The organism is Marinomonas sp. THO17 (assembly GCF_040436405.1).
GTDB lineage: Bacteria > Pseudomonadota > Gammaproteobacteria > Pseudomonadales > Marinomonadaceae > Marinomonas.
Genome location: NZ_AP031575.1, coordinates 2,462,360 through 2,484,997 on the forward strand (window position 1 = coordinate 2,462,360; position 22,638 = coordinate 2,484,997).

Annotated in this window: 18 protein-coding genes; 11 read left to right on the plus strand and 7 right to left on the minus strand. The window is 42.7% G+C overall.

Going from position 1 to position 22,638, the window contains the following annotated elements; all coding sequences use genetic code 11:
* The first annotated feature begins 9 nt into the window (after positions 1-9).
* From ABXS85_RS11740 to ABXS85_RS11750, 3 genes are all read left to right on the plus strand, one after another.
* The gene (locus tag ABXS85_RS11740; protein WP_353666722.1) at positions 10-2,130 is read left to right on the plus strand and encodes a TonB-dependent siderophore receptor; all 2,121 of its coding nucleotides are present in this window, start codon (positions 10-12) and stop codon (positions 2,128-2,130) included.
* A 16-nt stretch (positions 2,131-2,146) separates the two neighbouring features.
* Positions 2,147-2,920: a siderophore ferric iron reductase gene (locus ABXS85_RS11745; protein WP_353666723.1), complete on the plus strand. Its 774-nt coding sequence runs from the start codon at positions 2,147-2,149 to the stop codon at positions 2,918-2,920.
* Between the two features lie 178 nt (positions 2,921-3,098).
* Entirely contained in the window at positions 3,099-3,950 is an 852-nt protein-coding gene (locus ABXS85_RS11750) for an SDR family oxidoreductase (protein ID WP_353666724.1), read from the plus strand.
* 142 nt (positions 3,951-4,092) lie between these two features.
* Here ABXS85_RS11750 and gyrB read toward each other — a convergent pair whose 3' ends face one another.
* The 4 genes from gyrB to dnaA form a co-directional block, all read right to left on the minus strand.
* The gene (gene gyrB / locus ABXS85_RS11755; RefSeq protein ID WP_353666725.1) at positions 4,093-6,516 is read right to left on the minus strand and encodes a DNA topoisomerase (ATP-hydrolyzing) subunit B; all 2,424 of its coding nucleotides are present in this window, start codon (positions 6,514-6,516) and stop codon (positions 4,093-4,095) included.
* On the minus strand, positions 6,517-7,623 hold the full coding sequence (recF, locus tag ABXS85_RS11760) for a DNA replication/repair protein RecF (RefSeq protein WP_353666726.1): 1,107 nt from the start codon (positions 7,621-7,623) through the stop codon (positions 6,517-6,519).
* 66 nt (positions 7,624-7,689) lie between these two features.
* Positions 7,690-8,787 (minus strand): DNA polymerase III subunit beta, encoded by a 1,098-nt coding sequence (dnaN, locus tag ABXS85_RS11765; protein WP_353666727.1) that lies wholly within the window; start codon positions 8,785-8,787, stop codon positions 7,690-7,692.
* Between the two features lie 32 nt (positions 8,788-8,819).
* On the minus strand, positions 8,820-10,364 hold the full coding sequence (dnaA, locus tag ABXS85_RS11770) for a chromosomal replication initiator protein DnaA (RefSeq protein WP_353666728.1): 1,545 nt from the start codon (positions 10,362-10,364) through the stop codon (positions 8,820-8,822).
* A 510-nt stretch (positions 10,365-10,874) separates the two neighbouring features.
* Here dnaA and rpmH point away from each other — a divergent pair.
* The 4 genes from rpmH (at position 10,875) to mnmE (ending at position 14,694) form a co-directional block, all read left to right on the plus strand.
* Complete coding sequence (gene rpmH, locus ABXS85_RS11775; protein WP_013663328.1) at positions 10,875-11,009, plus strand: 50S ribosomal protein L34; 135 nt, start codon at positions 10,875-10,877, stop codon at positions 11,007-11,009.
* A gap of 8 nt (positions 11,010-11,017) precedes the next feature.
* The gene (rnpA, locus tag ABXS85_RS11780; RefSeq protein ID WP_353666729.1) at positions 11,018-11,416 is read left to right on the plus strand and encodes a ribonuclease P protein component; all 399 of its coding nucleotides are present in this window, start codon (positions 11,018-11,020) and stop codon (positions 11,414-11,416) included.
* A 95-nt stretch (positions 11,417-11,511) separates the two neighbouring features.
* A complete protein-coding gene (yidC, locus tag ABXS85_RS11785) occupies positions 11,512-13,194 on the plus strand; it encodes a membrane protein insertase YidC (protein WP_353666730.1) in 1,683 nt (560 codons plus the stop codon).
* Positions 13,195-13,314: 120 nt separating this feature from the next.
* Positions 13,315-14,694: a tRNA uridine-5-carboxymethylaminomethyl(34) synthesis GTPase MnmE gene (gene mnmE, locus ABXS85_RS11790; RefSeq protein WP_353666731.1), complete on the plus strand. Its 1,380-nt coding sequence runs from the start codon at positions 13,315-13,317 to the stop codon at positions 14,692-14,694.
* A gap of 7 nt (positions 14,695-14,701) precedes the next feature.
* Here the strand turns inward: mnmE and ABXS85_RS11795 are convergent, their stop codons facing one another.
* The 3 genes from ABXS85_RS11795 to ABXS85_RS11805 all read right to left on the minus strand — a co-directional run bounded on the left by ABXS85_RS11795 (position 14,702) and on the right by ABXS85_RS11805 (position 17,597).
* On the minus strand, positions 14,702-15,865 hold the full coding sequence (locus ABXS85_RS11795; RefSeq protein WP_353666732.1) for a glycerate kinase: 1,164 nt from the start codon (positions 15,863-15,865) through the stop codon (positions 14,702-14,704).
* A gap of 22 nt (positions 15,866-15,887) precedes the next feature.
* Positions 15,888-16,886, minus strand: a complete 999-nt coding sequence (locus ABXS85_RS11800) for an MDR family oxidoreductase (RefSeq protein WP_353666733.1) — start codon at positions 16,884-16,886, stop codon at positions 15,888-15,890.
* A gap of 78 nt (positions 16,887-16,964) precedes the next feature.
* On the minus strand, positions 16,965-17,597 hold the full coding sequence (locus ABXS85_RS11805) for a TetR family transcriptional regulator C-terminal domain-containing protein (protein WP_353666734.1): 633 nt from the start codon (positions 17,595-17,597) through the stop codon (positions 16,965-16,967).
* 640 nt (positions 17,598-18,237) lie between these two features.
* Between ABXS85_RS11805 and mnmG the strand changes: the two genes are divergently transcribed.
* From mnmG to ABXS85_RS11825, 4 genes are read left to right on the plus strand one after another with little or no spacing between them, the layout of a single operon-like run.
* Positions 18,238-20,127, plus strand: coding sequence for a tRNA uridine-5-carboxymethylaminomethyl(34) synthesis enzyme MnmG (gene mnmG / locus ABXS85_RS11810; RefSeq protein ID WP_353666735.1), 1,890 nt, complete (start codon positions 18,238-18,240; stop codon positions 20,125-20,127).
* Between the two features lie 39 nt (positions 20,128-20,166).
* Entirely contained in the window at positions 20,167-20,793 is a 627-nt protein-coding gene (gene rsmG, locus ABXS85_RS11815) for a 16S rRNA (guanine(527)-N(7))-methyltransferase RsmG (protein WP_353666736.1), read from the plus strand.
* Between the two features lie 3 nt (positions 20,794-20,796).
* Positions 20,797-21,564: an AAA family ATPase gene (locus ABXS85_RS11820; RefSeq protein ID WP_353666737.1), complete on the plus strand. Its 768-nt coding sequence runs from the start codon at positions 20,797-20,799 to the stop codon at positions 21,562-21,564.
* Between the two features lie 30 nt (positions 21,565-21,594).
* Positions 21,595-22,485 (plus strand): ParB/RepB/Spo0J family partition protein, encoded by an 891-nt coding sequence (locus ABXS85_RS11825; protein ID WP_353666738.1) that lies wholly within the window; start codon positions 21,595-21,597, stop codon positions 22,483-22,485.
* Positions 22,486-22,638 lie beyond the last annotated feature (153 nt).

Genomic DNA, 22,638 nt, shown 5'->3' on the forward strand with positions numbered 1-22,638 from the left:
GGAGCAACAATGAAATCGACTCAGTCATTTCGACCTACTTTAATTGCCTTGGCAATCGCTATTGCCACAAGTCACACCATTGCTGAAGAATCCATTGATACTAATGATCTAGATACCCTTGAAGTAAAAGGCCAAACCTATCGTAATACTGCTACCAAAACCCAATTGGATGCAGAAGAAACACCACAAGCCATTAGCATTATTGATGGTGAAACACTTGAAGAACGGGGCGTAGAAAGCCTAGCAGAAGCAGTGCGATACAGCTCTGGTGTCAATACTGAGCTGCGCGGCGGTTCCGTTACTCGTTTAGACTTATTTAACATTCGTGGTTTTGATAACGACACTGTTTTATTAGACGGTTTACCACTGCTGTACAATGAGTGGAATTTACAGCCACAAATCGATTCAGCAAACATTGCTCAAATTGAAATATTCAAAGGACCAACCTCAACCCTATATGGTGAAATGCCGCCTGGCGGAATGGTCAATATCATCAGTAAATCGCCTCAAGAAGAAGCAACAGATAGTCTAGAAATCACTTTGGGCAGTGATAATAAAAAACAGGTACAGTTTGATTCAACCGGAGCCATTAGTAACAAAGTAGACTATCATGTCATTGGTCTAGCACGTCAAAAAGACGGGCAATCTGCAACAGCGGAAGAGGAACGTATCCTTATTGCACCATCCTTGGATATTCAACTGAGCGATTCAACCTTCTTGAATCTGAATATGTATTATCAGAATGACCCTGAGATGGGGGTATATTCATCTCTTCCATCCAAAGGCACAGTGAAGAGTAATATAAACGGCAAACTCGACTCAGATGCTTATGCTGGAGATGAAGGCTGGGAAACATACGAAAGAGAAGTTTTATTATTAGGGTACAAGCTAGAACATGAGATAAATGATACTTGGAGCTTTCTACAGAATACTCGTTTTACCTTTGCCGATGCATATCAGCAAAATACTTATTCAAGCAGTTTAGACTCTGACGAAAGAACTTTAAACAGAAGAGCCTATTTAACAGACGAGAAATCTCAAGGCGTTAACCTTGATAACCAATTCTCCGCCATTTTTGATATAGGATCTTTAGAACATAATATTCTAATCGGCTTAGATTATTTAAAATTAGAGTCAGACATCAAATACGAAGATGCTGTTGCACCAAGTATCGATTTATACAATCCCGACTACAATCAAATTGTTGCATCTAACTTAGATTTTGCTGCATCTGGTTATTCCAGTGATTTTACTATCAATAAAGAACAAACAGGACTTTACCTTCAAGACCAAATAAGAATGGATCAATGGGTCTTCATTGTGGGTGGTAGATATGACAATTATAAATATTCAGAGACGGGCAAAAAATACAGTGCAGAAGCAACAACTGATGTTGATCAAAACCAGTTTAGTGGTCGAGTTGGCGCATTATATGAGTTAGACAATGGTTTCTCACCTTTTATTAACTTCGCGCAAAGTTTCGAACCCGTTTCTGGCTCCGATAGATTAGGTAATGCCTTTAAAACCTCCACCGCAGATCAAATCGAAACAGGATTAAAATTTCAAAATGCAGATACAATCGCTTCGATTACAGCTTTCAATATTGTCAAAAGCAATGTGCTTACTAGAGACCCAAACGGTGGTACCTACGACAAAATCCAAGTAGGTGAAGTTACCTCAAATGGCTTAGAAATTGAATTAACCAAAGCCATTACGGAAGAAGTTAGTACGAGAATTGCTTATACCTATCAAGATGTCGAAGTATCAAAGAGTAACGACGGTATTCAGGGCAACACACCCATCTGGACACCTGAGCAACAAATCAGTGCTTGGTTAGGGTACCAGCCAAAACAAGGTACTTTACTTGGGGCTTCTTTCGGCGCAGGCTTAAGATATGTGGGCCAAATGCAAATGGATGCAGCCAACTCTGATACAGTGCCTTCTTACACACTTGTCGATCTATCTATTGGCTATGATTTGGCACAATTATCAGCAGATTGGAAAGGGGCAAGTATGCAATTTAGCATATCGAATGCCTTTGATGAGACCTATTACACCTGTTATGACAGCAGTAACTGCTGGTTCGGAGCAGACCGTTCTTTTGAACTGACAGGACGTTATGAATTTTAATGAGGATACAAACTAGATGGAGTCTTATCTAGATGAGTTATTTCATACTGCTCGACATTTGATTCCCGTATTGGATGGTCAACGACCCAGCCAAACGCATCATTTAGAAACAGCCAAGACGGGATCAGATTCCCCCCAGTCTTGGCCTAACGTGACAGAACTCATCACTTCTCTCCATCACACTCTCAGTAAGGCGCATCCGGAAACGGGTGCGCCTTACTGGCGTATTCGCTGCTGGACTCTACTTTGCTGGCAACCTATATATTTAGCCTTAATCTGTGTCTATTACTTACGCGCCGTGCCTAGTAACATGGCCAATATCAAGCAGAAACAAGTGGGAGAGATGATTTGCGGATATCTACTGGCAGACGATCAATGGCTCGACAAAATTTCACATGAAGCTTTGATAGAACACCTAGGTCAAAATCTACATCTTTTATTCCAATCCTATCAGTCAGAATTGATAGTTCAGCAGGGCGGTCGCCCAATGCTCTATCAAGCCTTATTGGCTGACCAGCTAATTGAAACCATGTTGTATCTGCAAAGTTATAGGCAACAAGAAAATCAACAAGCTCACGGTGAATTTGATTTAAAAGCTGAATACCGACTCTGGGCAGATTTCTTAGCACTTCCCGTTAAATCTATACAGAGATTAAAAGACAATCAAACAAGCCAAACACCTGTGTTTATTCGTCAAACCTGTTGTTTACACTTTCGTAGAGCAGACGGTAATTTCTGTGCCTCTTGCCCTAAAACCAACAAGCCAAACAAGAAAAATAAGGTTTTATAGTCTATAAAACCAAGTGAATACTTACTTTTTAACAAATATTCCAACGATAGAAAGTCTATTATCAAAAAAAGAGTCATTAATTTTATACTTACTTTTATGTATGTACTTACCAAAAGTTTGTTAGTGATGTATGCTGCTTTTCATCAAGTTAAAACAAAGACTCAATAGGAGAAACATTATGATTTTAGTCACAGGTGCAACAGGCCAACTCGGTAACCTAATCGTTAACAACCTAATCAAACGTGGTACACCAGCCAACCAAATCGTAGCAGCGGTACGTTCACCAGAAAAAGCGCAAGCGCTTGCTGATCAAGGCGTGGTAGTTCGCAAAGCCGATTACTCTGATTCAGCGTCATTAAACGCAGCATTTGAAGGCGTTAAGCGAGTAGTTTTAGTCTCTTCCAGTGAAGTAGGCCAACGCCTACCTCAACACAAAAACGTGATTGATGCAGCCAAACAAGCTGGAGTTGAGTTACTTGCATATACCAGCGTGTTGGATGCTCAAAACTCACCTATAGCATTAGCTGCAGAACATGTACAAACCGAAAATGCTTTGGCAGATTCTGGTATACCTTATGCCTTGTTGCGCAATGCTTGGTACTCAGAAAACTACACAGCAGCCATTGGCATGGCATTGGAACACGGCGCGGTATTGGGCAGTGCAGGTGAAGGTAAATTCTCTACGGCTACTCGACTAGACTATGCTGAAGCGGCCGCAGTGGTTATCACATCAGAAAACCAAGCAGGCAAAGTCTATGAATTAGCAGGTGATCAAGCCTTCACGTTAGCAGAATACGCAGCTGCAATTTCTGAAGTAACTGGTAAAACAGTAGTTTACCAGGACCTTCCAGCAGCAGAATACGCTAAGGTTTTGATCGGTGCTGGTCTACCAGAAGCCTTTGCAGACATTCTTGCAGATTCTGACGTAGGCGCTTCGAAAGGTGCTCTATACAGCGAAAGTAAAGATCTAAGCACTTTGATTGGTCGTCCAACAACACCTATCGTAGACAGCATCAAAGCCGCTCTATAATGCTAGATAACCCTTTTAGCTCGTTTTAATAGAGTGAAACAACAAAAAGCCCAATCCGTATACTATGAATTGGGCTTTTTTTAGCTTCAGAAGAAACTAGATCAGGTCTTTAACTATTGACAGCATTTAGCTTCAATCTTGTTTATACATCAAGATTAGCAACGGTTAACGCATTATCTTGAATGAAGTTACGACGGGGCTCAACCTCATCCCCCATTAGGGTAGTGAACATTTGATCCGCAGCCACAGCATCATCAATGGTAACTCGCAACATACGACGGGCATCTGGGTCCATGGTAGTTTCCCATAGCTGGTCTGGGTTCATTTCACCTAGTCCTTTGTAGCGCTGAATTGTCATACCGCGAGATGCTTCTTTCATCAACCAAGCTTTCATGTCTTCAATCTTAGTCACAGGTTGGCGACGCTCGCCACGCTGAATGAAGGACTCTTCACTAAAGAGCTCTGCAATGGTTTGAGACATTTCCACCATGCGCTTGTATTCAGGAGAATTGAAGAAAGCCGCTTCAAAACGATAACGGTTAGACACACCATGTGACATGATATCTACCACAGGTAAGTACAAATTACGTTCTTCGTCTTTTTCCACGGCAAAGTCAAAGCGGAAACCAGTACGAGCATCAACGGGCATTTGTTGACGAATTTCTTCTACCCAAGCAGATACAGCAGACTCGTCTTTCAGATGATCTTGAGTCAAGTCTTTACAGTACAGAAGCTTGCTCATTACGTCTTTAGGATACACTCTTGCCAAGCGATCAATATCTTCTTCAATGAGAATATAATCACGCACCAATTTCGCCAGTGGCTCACCTTGAATGCCTGGCGCATCTTCGTTCACAAACATACGTGCACCATCCAAAGCCACTTCAATCAAATGCTGCTCTAAAGCATGCTCATCTTTGATGTATTGCTCTTGCTTACCGCGTTTGATCTTAAACAGTGGAGGTTGTGCGATGAACACATGACCACGTTCGATGATTTCTGGCATTTGACGGAAGAAAAAGGTCAACAGTAGGGTACGAATGTGAGAACCATCCACATCAGCATCCGTCATAATAACAATGCTGTGGTAACGCAATTTATCGGCATTAAATTCATCACGGCCTATACCACAACCCAAGGCAGTAATCAGAGTGCCCACTTCAGCAGAAGACAACATTTTATCAAAGCGTGCCTTTTCGACGTTCAAAATCTTACCTTTAAGTGGCAAGATAGCTTGTGTACGTCTATCACGGCCTTGTTTTGCCGAACCACCTGCAGAGTCACCCTCCACCAGGTAAATTTCAGAAAGAGCAGGGTCTTTCTCTTGGCAGTCAGCCAGTTTACCTGGCAAACCTGCGATATCAAGCGCACCTTTACGACGTGTCATATCTCGTGCGCGACGCGCTGCTTCACGGGCTCGAGCCGCATCAATCATTTTATTAACAATAATTTTGGCTTCATTTGGCTTCTCAAGCAGGTATTCAGCAAAACGTTTCGCCATTTCTTGTTCTACTGCAGTTTTCACCTCAGAGGAAACCAGCTTATCTTTGGTCTGCGAAGAGAACTTAGGATCAGGTACTTTCACCGACACAATGGCCGTCAAACCTTCACGAGAATCATCACCTGTGGTGGCTACTTTTTGTTTCTTTGCTAAGCCTTCCGACTCAATAAAGTTATTCAAAGTTCGGGTAAGAGCACCACGGAAGCCTGCTAAGTGAGTTCCGCCATCACGCTGCGGAATGTTGTTGGTGTAGCAATAAATGTTTTCCTGGAAACCTTCGTTCCATTGCAATGCCACTTCTACCGCAATACCGTCTTCCAAGTCATCCCGCTGACAAATGAAGTGAAAAATATCATTGATCGGTGTTTTATTGGTATTCAAGTGTTCCACGAAAGAACGTAAGCCGCCTTCGTAGTTAAAAAACTCTTCCTTACCAGTACGCTCATCTTTCAGATGAATTGCCACTCCGGAGTTCAAGAAAGACAATTCACGAAGACGTTTCGCTAAAATATCGTAAACAAAAACAATATTGCTGAAGGTTTCAGCAGAAGGTTTGAAGTGCACTGTGGTGCCGGCACCATCAGTATCGCCTATGATAGCAAGTGGCGCTTGCGGTACACCATGAACATAGTTTTGTTCATAGATTTTGCCTTCTTTTCGAATTGTTAAGGTTAAGTTTTCAGACAAAGCATTAACTACAGAAACCCCTACACCGTGAAGGCCACCAGAGACTTTATAAGAATTGTCGTCAAATTTACCACCAGCGTGCAGTACCGTCATGATAACTTCAGCCGCCGAGACACCTTCTTCTTCGTGCATGTCGACAGGAATACCACGACCATTATCCGAGACAGAGATAGATTCGTCTGGGTGGATCAACACAGTAATGGTGTCACAATGGCCGGCTAAGGCTTCATCAATGGAATTATCCACCACTTCGAACACCATATGGTGCAAACCTGTGCCATCATCCGTGTCACCAATATACATACCGGGACGTTTACGAACGGCATCAAGCCCTTTGAGCACCTTGATACTGGACGAATCATAATTATTTTCACTCATTTAACTCTCCTGCAAACCTTTGCTCAATGACGATAATTCGCCTTGTTGCATTACAAATTGGCGAACATCTGTGCTGTCGGCCCAAGTAAAATCCGTTGTGTCAGGCTCAACACTGGTAATAAAAATTTGGCTGTTCAAGGACTCCAGCAACTGACACAACTTTTGTCTATGCTGAGCATCCAATTCCGCTGGTAAGTCGTCCACTAAAAATACCAATGGACGTCCCATATCTATCAGCAATTGCCCTTGGGCAATTTTCAAGGCGGATACCACCAACTTTTGTTGACCACGGGACAGGGTGTCCAATGCATCTCCTGTGGTAGTTTTCACTCGTAAATCGGCGCGCTGCGGACCGCTGTGGGTATAACCCAGCTCTATATCTCGTTCGCGACCGGCCTCTATGGCCATTTGCAATGATTTCTGTGCATCCCAACCTTGATAAAATGACAGCTCCACCTTCAATGCTTGCGTTAGCAAGGACAACACTTGATGAAAAAGTGGCGTAAGCTTATCCACGTACGCTTTTCTCGACAAATTGACCTGCTCACCCAATCGAATCAATTCCTGATCAAAAGCGGATAACAAACTGGCGGTAATTTTACCACGTCTGAGCAAGGTATTCCGCTGTTTTAATGCTTTTTGCCAACCTCTCCATGCAGAAATAAACTCCAAATCAAAATGAAACACGCCCCAATCAATAAATTGCCGACGAATACTTGGAGAACCCTCTAATAATCGGAAGGCATCTGGATTAATCAATTGCACAGGTAAACGTTCCGCCAGTTCCAACACAGACTGCGCACGCTGTCCTTGAATACGTACATCAATTTGACCATCACGATGACGTTGCAGCCCCACACGAGCAGTACGACCGTCTGCCTGCGCTAACTGAGCAAAGATCAAACAAGCTTCATTATCATATTGAATATAAGTTTTGTGTTTATGACTGCGAAACGAGCGACCAAACGACAATAAATAAATGGCTTCCAGCACAGAAGTCTTACCACTGCCATTAGCACCGACAATCAGATTAACTTGAGGCGAAGGTTCAAAGCGCACACTGGACAAGTTGCGAACATGAGAAATGTCCAAACGCTCAAGTGGCATAGTCTTTGAACCTAAATCTGGGTAGGAAAAGCCCACTTATCATATTAAGCGGGCAAGCAATTCTTCTTAAAGACGCATCGGCATCACAACATATTGCGCTGCGTGACTTTGTGCTTCTTCAATTAAGGCACTGGAATTAGAATCGTTCAAAGACAAACGTACTTCTTGAGAATCCACAACACCTAATACATCCAACAAGTAACCTACATTGAAGCCCACTTCCATGTTGTCACCCTGATATTGCACCAACACAGACTCTTCCGCTTCCTCTTGTTCTGGATTGTTAGCGAACACTTGCAACATACCATTGGATAAAATTAAACGTACACCGCGATATTTTTCATTGGACAATATCGAAGCGCGCAGAAATACTTGTCGCAATTCCAAACGATCGGCAACAACAATTTTTTCGTTATTACGTGGAATCACACGATGATAATCGGGGAATTTACCGTCTACTAACTTAGAAGTGAACACGTAATCCGCCACTTTGGCACGAATATGATTGGCTCCAATAATGAGTTCAACTGCTTCATCAGTGTCACTCAGTAAACGATTTAGCTCTAACACACCTTTACGTGGCACAATGACTTGCGTTAGATCACCACTCACTTGAGCGTCTTCCACAGCCGTTGCCAAACGGTGGCCGTCCGTCGCTACAACACGTAATTGACCATCAGCCACTTCCAACAACATGCCATTCAAGTAATAGCGAACATCTTGGTTAGCCATTGCAAAACCTGTACGATCAATCAAACGACGTACGTTATTTTGGGCTATGGATACCGTCAGGTCACCTTGCATATCTTGAATATTCGGGAATTCATCCGCTGGCAAGGTTGAAAGACTAAAGCGCGAACGACCAGAACGAATCACAGCTTTTTGCTCGTCTAATGTAAACTCAATAACAGCACTGTCAGGCAGACTTTTACAAATGTCCATCAACTTACGAGCAGGCACAGTAATGCGGCCTTCTTCGCATTCATCCAGTGGCACATGACCCACCAGCTCTACTTCCAAGTCAGACCCAGTTAAGGTCAACACTTGGTCTTTCACTTCCACTAACACATTGGCCAGTACTGGCATGGTTTGTTTGCGTTCGACAACGCCTGCCACTAGTTGAAGTGGTTTAAGAAGGGTCTCGCGGACGACTGAAAATTTCATTATTTTCCTCGTAAACTCATAGTCTTAGACCATCAGGTGGTCAAAATTCGCATCAATTGTTTGTAATCTTCACGGATTTCCGAATCCGTGTCTTGTAGTTCTTTTATTTTGCGGATCGCATGCAACGCCGTGGTATGATCGCGACCGCCAAAGGCATCGCCAATCTCCGGCAAGCTATGATTGGTCAATTCTTTCGCTAAAGACATGGCGACTTGACGTGGACGAGCCACAGATCGACTGCGGCGTTTCGATAATAAATCACTGATTTTGATTTTATAATATTCCGCCACGATGCGCTGAATATTATCAATGTTTACCAGCTTGTCTTGCAAGGCCAAAAGGTCTTTTAATGACTCACGAACAAAATCAGGCGTGATAGCACGACCAGTAAAATGCGAGTTGGCAATCACGCGCTTTAAAGCCCCTTCTAATTCACGTACATTGGAGCGTATCTTTTGCGCAATGAAAAAAGCCGAATCATAAGACAACTTAATACCGCTTTCATCCGCTTTGCGCATTAAAATGGCCACTCGAGTTTCTAATTCAGGTGGTTCAATGGCAACCGTTAAACCCCAACCAAAACGAGATTTTAATCTGTCTTCCAGACCTTGAATTTCTTTAGGATAGCGATCACAAGTCAATATCATTTGCTGACCGCCTTCTAGTAAGGCATTAAAGGTATGGAAAAATTCTTCTTGAGTGCGGTCTTTTCCGGCGAAAAACTGAATATCATCAATCAATAGGGCATCTACGGAACGATAATAACGTTTAAAATCATTGATGGCATTGAGCTGAAGTGCTTTAACCATGTCTGCCACAAAGCGCTCAGAATGCAAATACACCACTTTGGCATTCGGATTATGACGCATCAACTCAGTCCCCACCGCTTGCATTAAGTGGGTTTTACCCAAGCCCACACCACCATAAATAAAGAGTGGGTTATAGGCACCACCAGGGTTCTCAGCGACCTGAAGAGCAGCGGCATGGGCCAACTGATTAGATTTACCTTCAACAAAGTTGTCAAAGGTAAAGGAATTATTCAAATTTGCGCCGTGGTTGATACCGCCTTCTACCTGCACTTTGCGTTTCGGTGCTGTTAATGGCAATTGGCCTTGTTCGTATGGTTCCGGATCGCCTTTCAGTCCTTCAGAAGAAAGGGTTAACGGGGCTTCAAATTCCAAATCAGCATGGGATGTTTCTTCTTCATCCATCAAACCAAAACCAGGACGATAACCCGATTCAGATACCGTTTCGGTATTCAAAGGACTGACAGGTGGCGCATGATTAATAGGCGGAGGTGGCGGCGCCGAAGTCGTTGCAGTAAACCCCTGAGACTTAACCACCAAAGTTAATGCGGGAACAGGATCACTGCCAGCAAATTCCGACAATAACTCTTTAATGCGAGTTTGATATTTGTTACTCACCCAATCCAACACAAAACGATTTGGTGCACTTAGGCACAATTCACCGCTTGCCAGCATTTCGGCTTCAAGTGGACGAATCCATGTATTGAACTGAGATGTGGAAAACTCACTCTGCAAACGTTGCAAACACAGATTCCAATGTTCCAAAGACACTGTAAACGTTCTCCCTGGTCGAGTGACAGATAAGAAGCGGATTTTACCTTGGATAAATTGAGTTATCCACACATTATGTAAAAAAAAACTAAGGCAAACCCTTCGTCAAATTTGTTAATAACAAAGATAGTTATACACAACGGTAGATAAAAAAACTATTCTGTGCATAAAACCCCAACTTACTAACAGGGTTTCGTTAACTCTTATGTGCTTTTCCACGGAAAAATGCAATTTTAAATAATTGTTTTTAAAGAAATAATTCTCTATCAAAAGAAAAATGTGAATAACTACTTAATTTTTAGAAAATGTTATCCACTAAGCTTGTATTTTCCTGTGAATAACAAATGGAGAGCTCATGTGGTTAATTTTTTATCAATAAAAACCGATCAAGGCATTGAAATTGCTAAGGAAAGGCTCTAAAATTCGCGCCCTGATTTGACAATCAAATGTCGAGGCTTGGCGAACGCTAACCCTCAAAACTGAAACACTGCTTCAGTGAGAGAAATTAAAATGAAAAGAACGTTTCAACCTAGCGTACTAAAACGTAAACGTAACCACGGTTTCCGTGCTCGCATGGCAACTAAAGGCGGACGTCAAGTAATCGCTCGTCGTCGTGCTCGTGGTCGTAAGGCTCTAAGCGCCTAATACCGCTGATGACCGATTATTGTTTTCCCCGGCAAGTCAGACTTCTGAGTGCCGGGGATTATCAATCCGTATTTAACGACACATCTGCTAAAGCCTTTGCAGGCGAATTTCTTTTATTAGCTCACAAACGAAACGACAACCAAGCTAGGTTAGGTTTAATTGTGTCTAAAAAAACCGATAAAACCGCAGTGGGTCGAAATCGAATTAAACGCTTGGTAAGGGAATCCTTTCGTCACCACAAACCCCCTCTAGCCGGTTTAGACATTGTCTTTCTTGCTCGCAATGGCATTAAAGAGTTAGACAACCAAATCTTAACCGAGCGTCTGGAAAAAGCTTGGCAACAACTGGCTAAAAAGGCAAAAAATCCGGGCAAAATAAAAAAACGCACCCATTCTCAACAGAAATAGGCTGAAAAAAATGCCAAAGGCTGGTTTAATAGCGCGTGATTTTTCTAAAGGTTCACCGAACCTATTTGTCTAACCAAACAAATTAGTTGAATACCATGGATTTCAGACGTTACTTTTTATGGGGCGCGCTTTTTATCAGTAGTTACATGCTGTTCTTAAAGTGGAACCAAGATTACGGTCAACAACCGACACAAAGTGTGGCTCAAAATTCCCAGTCTCAAACCGAGACAACTACTCAAATTAATGACTATTTGCCGTTGGCGACACAAGAAAGTGCCAATGCCAACAGTGAAATTCCTCAAAATGTCAGCCAAATCGCCCCAGGAAAGTTAATTGAAGTCACCACGGATACACTGCGTGTTGCCATCAATCCTGTTGGCGGCGATCTAGTTGAAGCTGCTTTATTGCAATACAACAAAGAATTGGGACAACCCGATCCTTATGTGATTCTTCAAGACGACGCAGAACGCACTTACATCACACAAAGTGGTTTGATCGGCACTAACGGCCCTGATGCTTCAGATGAAGGTCGTCCCGTCTATCAAACAGAGCAAACCTCTTATCAATTAAAAAAAGGGGATAATAGTCTAGACGTAAACCTGTATTACACAGACGCAGACGGTGTGAAATACACCAAAACCTTCCGTTTTACCAAAGGTACTTACCGTATTCGCCAGTTGATTACCGTGGATAACACATCAGCGAACACATGGCGTGGTAATTTGTTTGCTCAGATCATGCGTGATAACTCACCTGATCCAAGTAAAAGCAGCAGTATGGGCCTTCAACCTTATCTAGGTGGCGCCATTTCTGATGAAGAAACCAAATATAGCAAAATTTCTTTTGATGAGTTCCCAACTAAAAAAGAAATTGATGAAAATGAAAAAAATCCAATAAAAATTTCAACCAATAAAGGTTGGGTGGCTGTACTACAGCACTATTTTGTTTCTGCTTGGGTACCTGAACAAGGTCAAGAGGTAACATTACAGGCTCGTAAAAACGAGAGATACAACTTCATAGGTTTCGCTGCTGACCCAGTAGAAATTGCGGCAGGTAAACAAGGTACCATGAGTGCCACTTTCTATGTGGGACCCAAACTACAGGATCAGCTAGAAGCAACTGCAGAAAACCTAGATCTAACCGTAGATTACGGCATGTTATGGTGGCTTGCTAAGCCATTGTTCTGGTTGCTGACCATGATTCAATCTTTCGTAGTGAATTGGGGGGTCGCTATCATCTTGGTTGTAGTGGTGGTAAAAGCCATCTTCTTCAAGTTATCAGCAGCAAGCTATCGTTCCATGGCGAAAATGCGTAAGTTCGGCCCAGAAATCGCTAAGTTAAAAGACAAGTATGGCGACGATCGCCAGAAAATGTCACAAGCCATGATGGAGCTGTATAAGAAAGAGAAAATCAACCCATTGGGTGGTTGTTTGCCTATTCTGGTACAGATGCCGGTTTTCTTAGCCTTGTACTGGGTGTTAATGGAATCCGTTGAATTACGTCAAGCGCCTTTCATCTTGTGGATTAACGACTTGTCAGTAATGGACCCTTATTTCATCCTGCCAATCTTGATGGGTATCAGTATGTTTGTACAACAAGCTTTGAACCCAACACCTCCAGATCCAATGCAAGCGCGTATTATGAAGATAATGCCAGTAGCATTCTCTATCTTCTTCCTATGGTTCCCTGCAGGTCTGGTGCTTTACTGGGTAACCAACAATACCTTGTCGATTCTTCAACAGTATGTGATTACTAAACGTATTGAGAAAGAAAGCTAGGATAAAAAAACAGCTTGATCCATATAAAAGGCTTCCTTCTCGGAAGCCTTTTTACGTTTACCTTGCTATATTTCGTTTGCAAACACATTCAGCCCATTTAAATAAACTCAGAGCTTAACTATGACGGATTTTCAATACGCCACCGACCAAGACACGATTGCCGCTCAAGCTACCGCGCCTGGACGAGGAGGCGTAGGCATTATTCGTTTATCAGGTCCATACAGTCTCGCTATCGCCAAACGTATTATTGGCTTTGAACCTAAACCACGCTATGCCCATTATGGGCCTTTTAAGCAAGCAGATGGTGAACAGTTGGACATGGGGTTGGCGATATATTTTCCTGGCCCCAACTCTTTTACTGGTGAAGACGTATTTGAATTACAAGGCCATGGTGGTCCTGTCATCATGGATATGTTGCTCAGTTACTGTTTGAGCCTAGGGGCACGTTTGGCACGGCCAGGTGAATTCTCTGAACGCGCCTTCATGAATGATAAAATGGACTTAACTCAAGCAGAAGCCATTGCCGATCTGATCGACAGTACCTCAGAACAAGCCGCAAAATGCGCTCTACGTTCGTTACAAGGGGCGTTCTCTAAGCGCGTTGATGAGTTAGTTGAAGCCCTCATCCATTTACGAATTTACGTAGAAGCCGCCATCGACTTTCCAGAAGAAGAAATCGACTTTATTGGCGATGGCAAGGTCGCCAGTCAATTGGCAGACATCCAACACAAATTGCAATCGGTACTCAAAGAAGCCAATCAAGGTGCCTTACTCCGAGAGGGCATGAATGTGGTCATAGCTGGGCGTCCCAATGCCGGTAAATCCAGTTTATTAAATGCGCTATCTGGTAAAGAATCTGCCATTGTCACCAACATTGAAGGCACCACAAGGGACGTTTTGCGAGAGCAGATACATCTAGATGGTATGCCATTACATATAATAGATACTGCAGGTTTACGTGATAGCCCTGACGAAGTGGAGCGTATAGGTATTCAACGAGCGTGGGATGAAATTCACAAAGCGGACCGCATTCTTATGATGGTCGACAGCCAATCGGTTGATTCAAAAGATCCACATCAAATTTGGCCAGAATTCATGGCGCAATTAGGGCACAGCAAACACCTAACCTTAATACGTAATAAAGTGGATTTAACTCAAGGCCACATTGGTATTGAAGAACATCAGGGCATTCCCGTCATCTCACTATCGGCTAAAACGGGTGAAGGGGTAACGACCTTAACCGAACATTTAAAGAAAGTGATGGGCTTTGATAGCACCACAGAAGGGGGCTTCATTGCACGTCGTCGTCATATTGAAGCCCTCAATAAAGCCAATCGCTTTTTAGCAGCAGGTCATGAACAATTGCATGGCTATGGGGCAGGTGAGCTGTTAGCAGAAGATTTGAAAGAAGCCCAACAAGCTTTAAGTGAGATCACTGGCGCCTTTACCAGTGATGACTTACTCGGGCGCATCTTTGGTTCTTTCTGTATTGGTAAGTAAATGGCCTTCATTGCGCGTTCAATTGTTGGGCTAACGCCATACTTGCCGCAATGTTTCTTGCGGTAAAAGTCAGGTTTTGCTCTGCTTCGGACAACACCTGATCCAATTCAGCCAATCCCGGAATAATAGGGAAAATAGCTTTCATGCCTTGTTCCAAAATGGCTTGCGCGCCATCACCAAAACAACCCGCAATCGCAATACAAGGTACTTTAGCCAGGTTGGCTTGTGTGAGCACCCCCATCGGCGTTTTACCAAACACAGTTTGTCCATCTATTCTGCCTTCTCCTGTGATTACCAAATCCGCCCCTTGAAGCTGTTGAGCAAAATTTACCGCTTGCATAACAATGGCAATGCCAGGCTTTAATTCGGCATTTAACAGACTTTTCATGGCAAAGCCCATGCCTCCCGCTGCACCGACACCGGGAACATCTCGCTGATCCAAAAAGCCCGATTTAGTCATCACATCTGCAAAATGACCAAGTGCTGCATCCAATTTATTAATCATGTCCTGGGTAGCACCTTTTTGTGGACCAAAAATCGCCGATGCACCATTTTCACCACACAAGGGATTGGTTACATCACATGCGACTTCTATCTGACAATGTGCCAATTTAGGGTGACATTGACTAAGATCCACCGTTTCAAGATCCATTAATGCCAAACCACCAGCACCAAGAGGGTGACCAGAAACATCTAAAAGCCGAATTCCTAAAGCTTGCGCCATACCTAATCCGGCATCATTTGTCGCACTTCCTCCTAAGCCCAGGATAATATGCTCAATGCCACGATCTAAAACGTCTTTAATTAATTCGCCGGTTCCATAACTGGTTGTAACATAGGGATCACGTTGCGCACGGGGCACCAAATGCAAACCTGACGCAGAGGCCATTTCAATGACAGCTACAGCCTTTTCAGCCCTATCCGAACCGCCTAAAATACCATAATGAGCAAGCACTTTATCACCCAAAGGCCCAGTGACTTCCACTTCAACAATTTCTCCTTGGGTGGCATCCACCATAGATTGCACGGTTCCTTCACCACCATCGGCCATAGGCAATTTCAGGTATTCCGCCGAAGAGAATACCTGTTGAAAGCCTTTTTCTATGGCCTGAGCCACTTGCATGGCGGTTAAACTTTCTTTGAAAGAATCCGGTGCAATGATGATTTTCATGAGACTCCCATTTTATTAATAACTAATTGGACGAATCTTTCGCGAGTTTCACCAACACGCGACCACGTACCTTGCCTTCAAGCAATTTATAGGCCGTTTCTTCTGCCTCTGAAAGGGAAATTTCAACCGCAATACTTTGATAATCTTCAGCTTGCAAAATATCATACAAGGCTTGCCAAGCTTCTATTCTATCGGCTAAAGGGCGCATTACACTGTCGATACCGATCAAACTAACACCGCGTAAAATAAAAGGCGCCACGGAAGCAGGAAAATCCATACCTTGTGCCAAACCACAAGCGGTCACCACACCACCGTATTGAGTAGTAGCACAAGCATTTGCCAAAGTATGGCTACCAACACAATCAATCACACCTGCCCAACGCTCTTTTTGTAAAGGTTTACCTGCTTGTGACAGACTCTCACGATCAATAATATCAGTGGCTCCTAATGATATAAGATAATCCTTCTCACTCATTCTGCCTGTTGAAGCAACCACTTGATATCCCAAACGGCTAAGAATACGAATGGCATAACTACCGACACCACCATTAGCACCAGTTACAAGGATTTCACCCGCTTCTGGTGTAACACCTTGTTTTTGTAAGGCCATAACCGACAACATAGCGGTATAACCCGCGGTGCCTATCATCATGGCTTGTTGAGCTGTCATGCCCTGAGGCAAAGGAATCAACCAATCACTCTTTAAACGTGCTCTTTCAGCAAGACCGCCCCAATGTTTTTCACCGACACCAAAACCATTTAATAACACTTGATCGCCAGTACTAAAACGTTCAGAAGCACTGTCGATGACTTGCCCAACTAAATCTATTCCAGGGATCATAGGATATGAACGCACTATGCGTCCTTTACCTGTTATAGCTAAGGCATCTTTGTAATTAAGAGTGCTGTAATCAACAGCAATTAATACATCCCCTTCAGGTAATTGATCTTCGCTAATGTTACCCAATTCACATACTTGTTGATTGGCGTCATCTTGATGAATAATTAGTGCTTGAAACATATCTCCTCCCATTAGACCGACCGTCTAGTAAATTATTCAAAAAAACCAGATAGATTATCTGGTTGTCTTAATAAGAATTTAATCCCGTAAGCTGTTAATGAAAAAATCCATAAAACTCTCTAAAGGCTGACTTGAAACCAATAACCTTGCGCGATGCACAGCACCTTCCCAACCTAGCCAAAAAATTTGCGCAAGAGATTGAGCCTCTTGCTGTAGCTGCCATTCACCACGAGACTGTCCAGTTAATAAGCAATTGGCCAATCTATCTTGCCAACTTTGATAGCAGGCTTGAATCTTTAGATTAAACGCCGCTGACAGTTGCGTGGATTCCTGTTCTAAATTGCCTACCAAACAACCCCGTTGATAATTGTATTTTGCCATTCCTTGACTGGCATCTTGGGCAAAGGCTCTAAGACGATCAACACAAGATAAAGACTCATTCAGTAAAAAATGATCAAGTTTATTTTCAAAATACTCTTGATAACTGTCTAACACATGCAAGCCAAAAGCTTCTTTGCTGGCAAAGTAGTGATAAAAAGAACCTTTAGGTACACCTACTATTTTCAGAATGGGCTCAATACCACTATTGATAAAGCCTTTTTCAGTTAATAAAGCAACCCCAGCGTGGAGTAATGCCTGTCTGGTTTGTTCTCCTTGCGAGGAGGTTTTCTTTGGTCGACCTCGTGATGAGGTTTTGCTTAACTCAGGCATAGTGGCACCTAACAGTAAATCTGCTGCTTAAATTAGACCACTCGTCTAGAAAAATCAAATATCACGAACAGGATGAAAAATAAAAATCTAATACTGTATTTATCAACAGTAAAATGGATAAATTGAAAAAAATTATCTTTTTTTCAATAGGTTAACTGTGGATTAAAAATCTATACAGAATCCATATATTCTTTCAAAACAATAAAAAAATCCTTTAAAAACAATAAACTAATAATATAAAAAACTTAAAACCGTATTGTTGATAACTTTGGTGATAGCTTGAAAAGAAGTTTTGCACAGTTTTTAATAAAAAAGGAAGTGAATTCAGTCTCTGTATAACTCACTAAGTTATACACAAGAAGAGATTATCCACATAACAAGAAATAAGGGCTATTTTCAACAAGATTTTATAAGCGTAACATTATGATATTTATGTAAATTTATGATTTTTCCCCAGAAAATATGGTGACATATAGACATAACATACATAAAAAACACTATATATTTATCTTTTTATTTATATATTGATGACCGGTTAAAATGCTTTCGTCTCTCTTTCTTTTTCAAAATTTGCCTTTATACTAGGCGCCCTTATCAGAAATTGATCGTTTTTTATTCACTTAGTTTTTTTGAGGTTGCTGTGGATTTCCCAAGTCGCTTTGATGTGATTGTCGTGGGTGGTGGACATGCTGGAACGGAAGCTGCTTTGGCAGCAGCACGTATGGGCGTGAAAACACTTCTGCTTTCACACAATATTGAAACATTAGGACAAATGTCCTGTAACCCGGCCATTGGTGGTATTGGGAAATCTCATCTGGTGAAAGAAATTGACGCTTTAGATGGTGCCATGGCATTGGCAACTGATCAGGCAGGTATTCAATTTCGTACCTTGAATTCACGTAAAGGTCCTGCGGTACGAGCAACCCGTGCTCAAGCTGATCGTATTTTGTATAAAGCGGCAATTCGTCATCAGCTAGAGAACCAAGAAAATCTTTGGTTATTCCAACAATCGGTTGAAGATCTGATTGTTGAAGACGGAGCAGCACGTGGGGTCATCACCCAAACTGGTATACGCTTTAACAGCAAAACAGTGGTGTTAACTGCCGGGACTTTTTTAGGAGGGGTAATACACGTTGGTTTACAACATCATGCGGGTGGTCGCGCAGGTGATCCTCCGTCCATTGGTTTGGCAGAAAAATTGCGTGCTTTGCCTTTTAGAGTGGATCGTTTAAAAACCGGTACACCACCTAGAATCGATGCTCGTTCAGTGGATTTTTCACAAATGCAGGTGCAACCTGGTGATGACATTACTCCTGTGATGTCTTACATGGGGAACCGTCAGATGCACCCTCGTCAAATTGAGTGTTTTATTACTCATACCAATGAAAATACTCACGATATTATCCGCAGAGGTATGGACAGATCACCAATGTACACTGGGGTAATTGAGGGCGTTGGGCCAAGATATTGTCCTTCGATTGAAGACAAAATTGTGCGCTTTGCGGATAAAAATTCCCATCAAATCTTTATTGAACCGGAAGGTTTGACGACGCACGAATTATATCCAAATGGCATCTCGACCTCATTGCCATTTGATGTACAGATTGATTTAGTTCGTTCTATGAAAGGAATGGAAAATGCCCACATTACCCGTCCAGGTTATGCCATTGAATACGATTACTTTAATCCACAAGACCTGAAGTATTCGTTAGAAACCAAACACATGTCAGGTTTGTTCTTTGCTGGGCAAATCAATGGGACCACAGGCTATGAAGAAGCGGGCGCACAGGGTTTATTGGCGGGCGCTAATGCTGCATTGATGTCGCAAGACAAAGACGCTTGGACACCTCGTCGTGATGAAGGGTATTTGGGGGTATTGGTTGACGATCTTATTACCATGGGTACCAAAGAACCTTATCGTATGTTTACCAGTCGCGCGGAATACCGTTTGATCTTACGTGAAGACAACGCCGATATGCGTTTAACAGAAAAAGGACGTGAAATTGGTTTGGTCTCTGATGCCCGCTGGGCGGCTTTTTGTCAAAAACGTGAAGCCATTGAAGAAGAAACTCAACGTCTGAAATCTAATTGGATTGTACCAAATTCACCTGCGGCAGAGCTGATTAATCCAAAATTGGAAGCGCCAATTACTCATGAATACAGTTTGTTGGATTTATTGAAACGTCCGGGTGTTGTCTACGATGACATTGCCAATTTAAAAAGTGCGCCAGAGCAAGCTGTGGATGAGCAAGTCGCTGAACAGGTACAGATTTCAGTGAAATACGCTGGCTACATTGCCCGTCAGGCGGACGATATCGAGCGTTTGCGTCGTCAGGAAAATACGCCATTGCCAGTGGATTTGGATTATCAGCAAATGGAAGGCTTATCCAACGAAATAAAACAAAAATTGCAAGCAGCACGTCCAGCCACTTTAGCCGCTGCTTCACGTATTCAAGGGGTGACGCCCGCAGCTGTGTCGTTATTGTTAATTCATCTGAAAAAGCGTGCCATTGCTAAAAAAAGTGCCTAAAATCAGCAATCGAATTTAGCCAATGTATACGGATCGATTGTGACGCACTTTGATACCATCCAACAAGGCGCCCTACAAATGGGCGCTACTCTATCCAATGACACTATTGAACGTCTAGTTCGTTATATAGCCATGTTGGAAAAATGGAATAAAGCTTATAATTTGACGGCCATACGAGATGTGGAGCAAATGATTTCATTGCATTTGCTCGACAGTTTGGCGACCTTACCTTACATTACTGGTGAAAAAATCATCGATGTGGGTACTGGGCCAGGTTTACCTGGTATGGTGCTTGCTATATGTTATCCTGACAAAGAGTTTACTTTGTTGGACAGTAATGGCAAAAAAACCCGTTTTTTGACTCAAGTGAAAATGGAATTGGGCATGGCAAATGTTATGGTAGCTAATGAGCGAGTTGAAAAACATCCGCAACAAGGCGAATACCATCATGTTATTTCCAGAGCTTTTGCTTCTTTGCAAGATATGATCAATTGGACTTTGCCACTTCCTAAACAATCGGGTAACTTTTTAGCTATGAAGGGTGTATACCCTCATGAGGAAATAGCGGCACTGCCGAAAGAGGTTGAAGTACTTTCGATAGATCCTCTTTCCGTGCCAAGTGTTCAGGCGGAACGTCATATGGTAGTAATGACGCGTAAAGGATAAAGCATGGCTAGAATTATCGCAGTGACAAATCAAAAAGGTGGCGTAGGTAAAACCACGACTTGCGTTAACTTAGCAGCGTCTTTGACGGCTATGAAGCGTCGAGTGTTATTAATTGATTTGGATCCACAAGGAAACGCGACCACTGGCAGTGGCCTTAGTAAAGAAGAATTGGAAACCAGTGTCTACGATGTGCTAGTGGGGTCTCATGGCGTTAAAGAAGTCATGAAAAAAAGTTCTCCAGGTGATTATTGGGTATTGCCAGCTAATGGCGATTTAACTGGTGCAGAAGTGGCGTTGCTGGATCTTCCGAGCAAAGAAACGCGTTTAAGAGCTGGCTTATATGAGGTAGATAATGATTTTGATTTCATTCTACTCGATTGTCCACCTGCGTTGAACATGCTAACGGTCAATGCTCTTGCCGCGTCGCAAGGAGTGTTGATTCCTGTGCAATGTGAATATTACGCACTAGAGGGTCTTAGTGCGCTCCTTCAAACCATTGAACGTATCACACAAGCATTAAACCCATCTTTGGAGGTCGAAGGCATAGTGCGAACCATGTATGATCCTCGTCCGAGTTTGACTCATGATGTGTCTGTGCAACTGCACAAATATTTTGGCAACAAGGTTTATGACACTGTAATTCCAAGAAATATTCGTTTGGCGGAATCTCCTAGCTATGGTTTGCCGGTGTTGCATTATGAGAAACAATCTCGTGGTGCTATCGCCTATCTAGCATTGGCGGGCGAATTTATTCGTAAACGTGCAGCATAACAGCAGTTTAATGGCATTAAGGTTAATAGAATGACGACGAAAAAAAGAGGCCTAGGTCGAGGTTTAGATGCATTATTGGCACCACAGACAAGCGTGACCAAGGATGTTGATGGCGATACGGCGGAAGATCAGGTAAAAGGGCTCACCTATTTACCCGTAGAATGGTTATCTAAAGGTAAATTTCAACCTCGTCGTGATATGAATACTTCACAATTGGAAGATCTTGCTGCTTCGATTCGTACCCAAGGCATTATGCAGCCGATTGTGGTACGTCCTATCAGTGGACCTAATCAGTATGAAATCATTGCTGGTGAACGTCGTTGGCGCGCTGCTAAGTTAGCTGGCTTAGAGCAGGTACCTGTTATTGTCCGTCATGTGGAAGATGCGGATGCTGTGGTATTGGCTTTGATTGAAAACATTCAACGTGAAGATCTTAATCCAGTAGAAGAAGCTTTGGCATTGCAGCGCTTAGTAGAAGATTTTAATTTAACTCAACAAGAAGTAGCGGACACGGTAGGAAAATCCCGTTCTGCAGTTGCCAATTTGTTGCGTTTATTGGGATTGACGCCAGAAGTACGCCGCTTACTTGAGCACGGTGATATAGAAATGGGACACGCGCGTGCCTTATTGCCTTTGGAATATGATAAACAAATTCAAGCTGCGTCTCAGGTGGTGACTAAGTCTTTGTCTGTACGAGAAACAGAAAAATTGGTGAAAAATTACCAAGTGAACGCCGATAAAGCAGACGAGAGTAAACCAGAATTGCCTGATTTGAGTGCAGAAGCAGAGAAAATCAGTCAAAAAATCAATGCCGCCGTTAAAATTCAACCCAGTGCCAAAGGCAAAGGTAAGTTGGTGATTGAATATCGTAATCCAGAACACCTAGAGTTATTGATCAGTGAGTTAATGGCTGAAAAATGATGATTTACTAAAAGTATGTACTTTTTTATCCAAAATCAGAACCTTTTAAAGTGATTTTGCGCGTCAGATTGAGTTGAACCCCATCGCTATTACCCCTATAATGCCTCGAATTTTAGAAAATGCCACATTGGTTGCACTTTTGTAGTGCAGCCT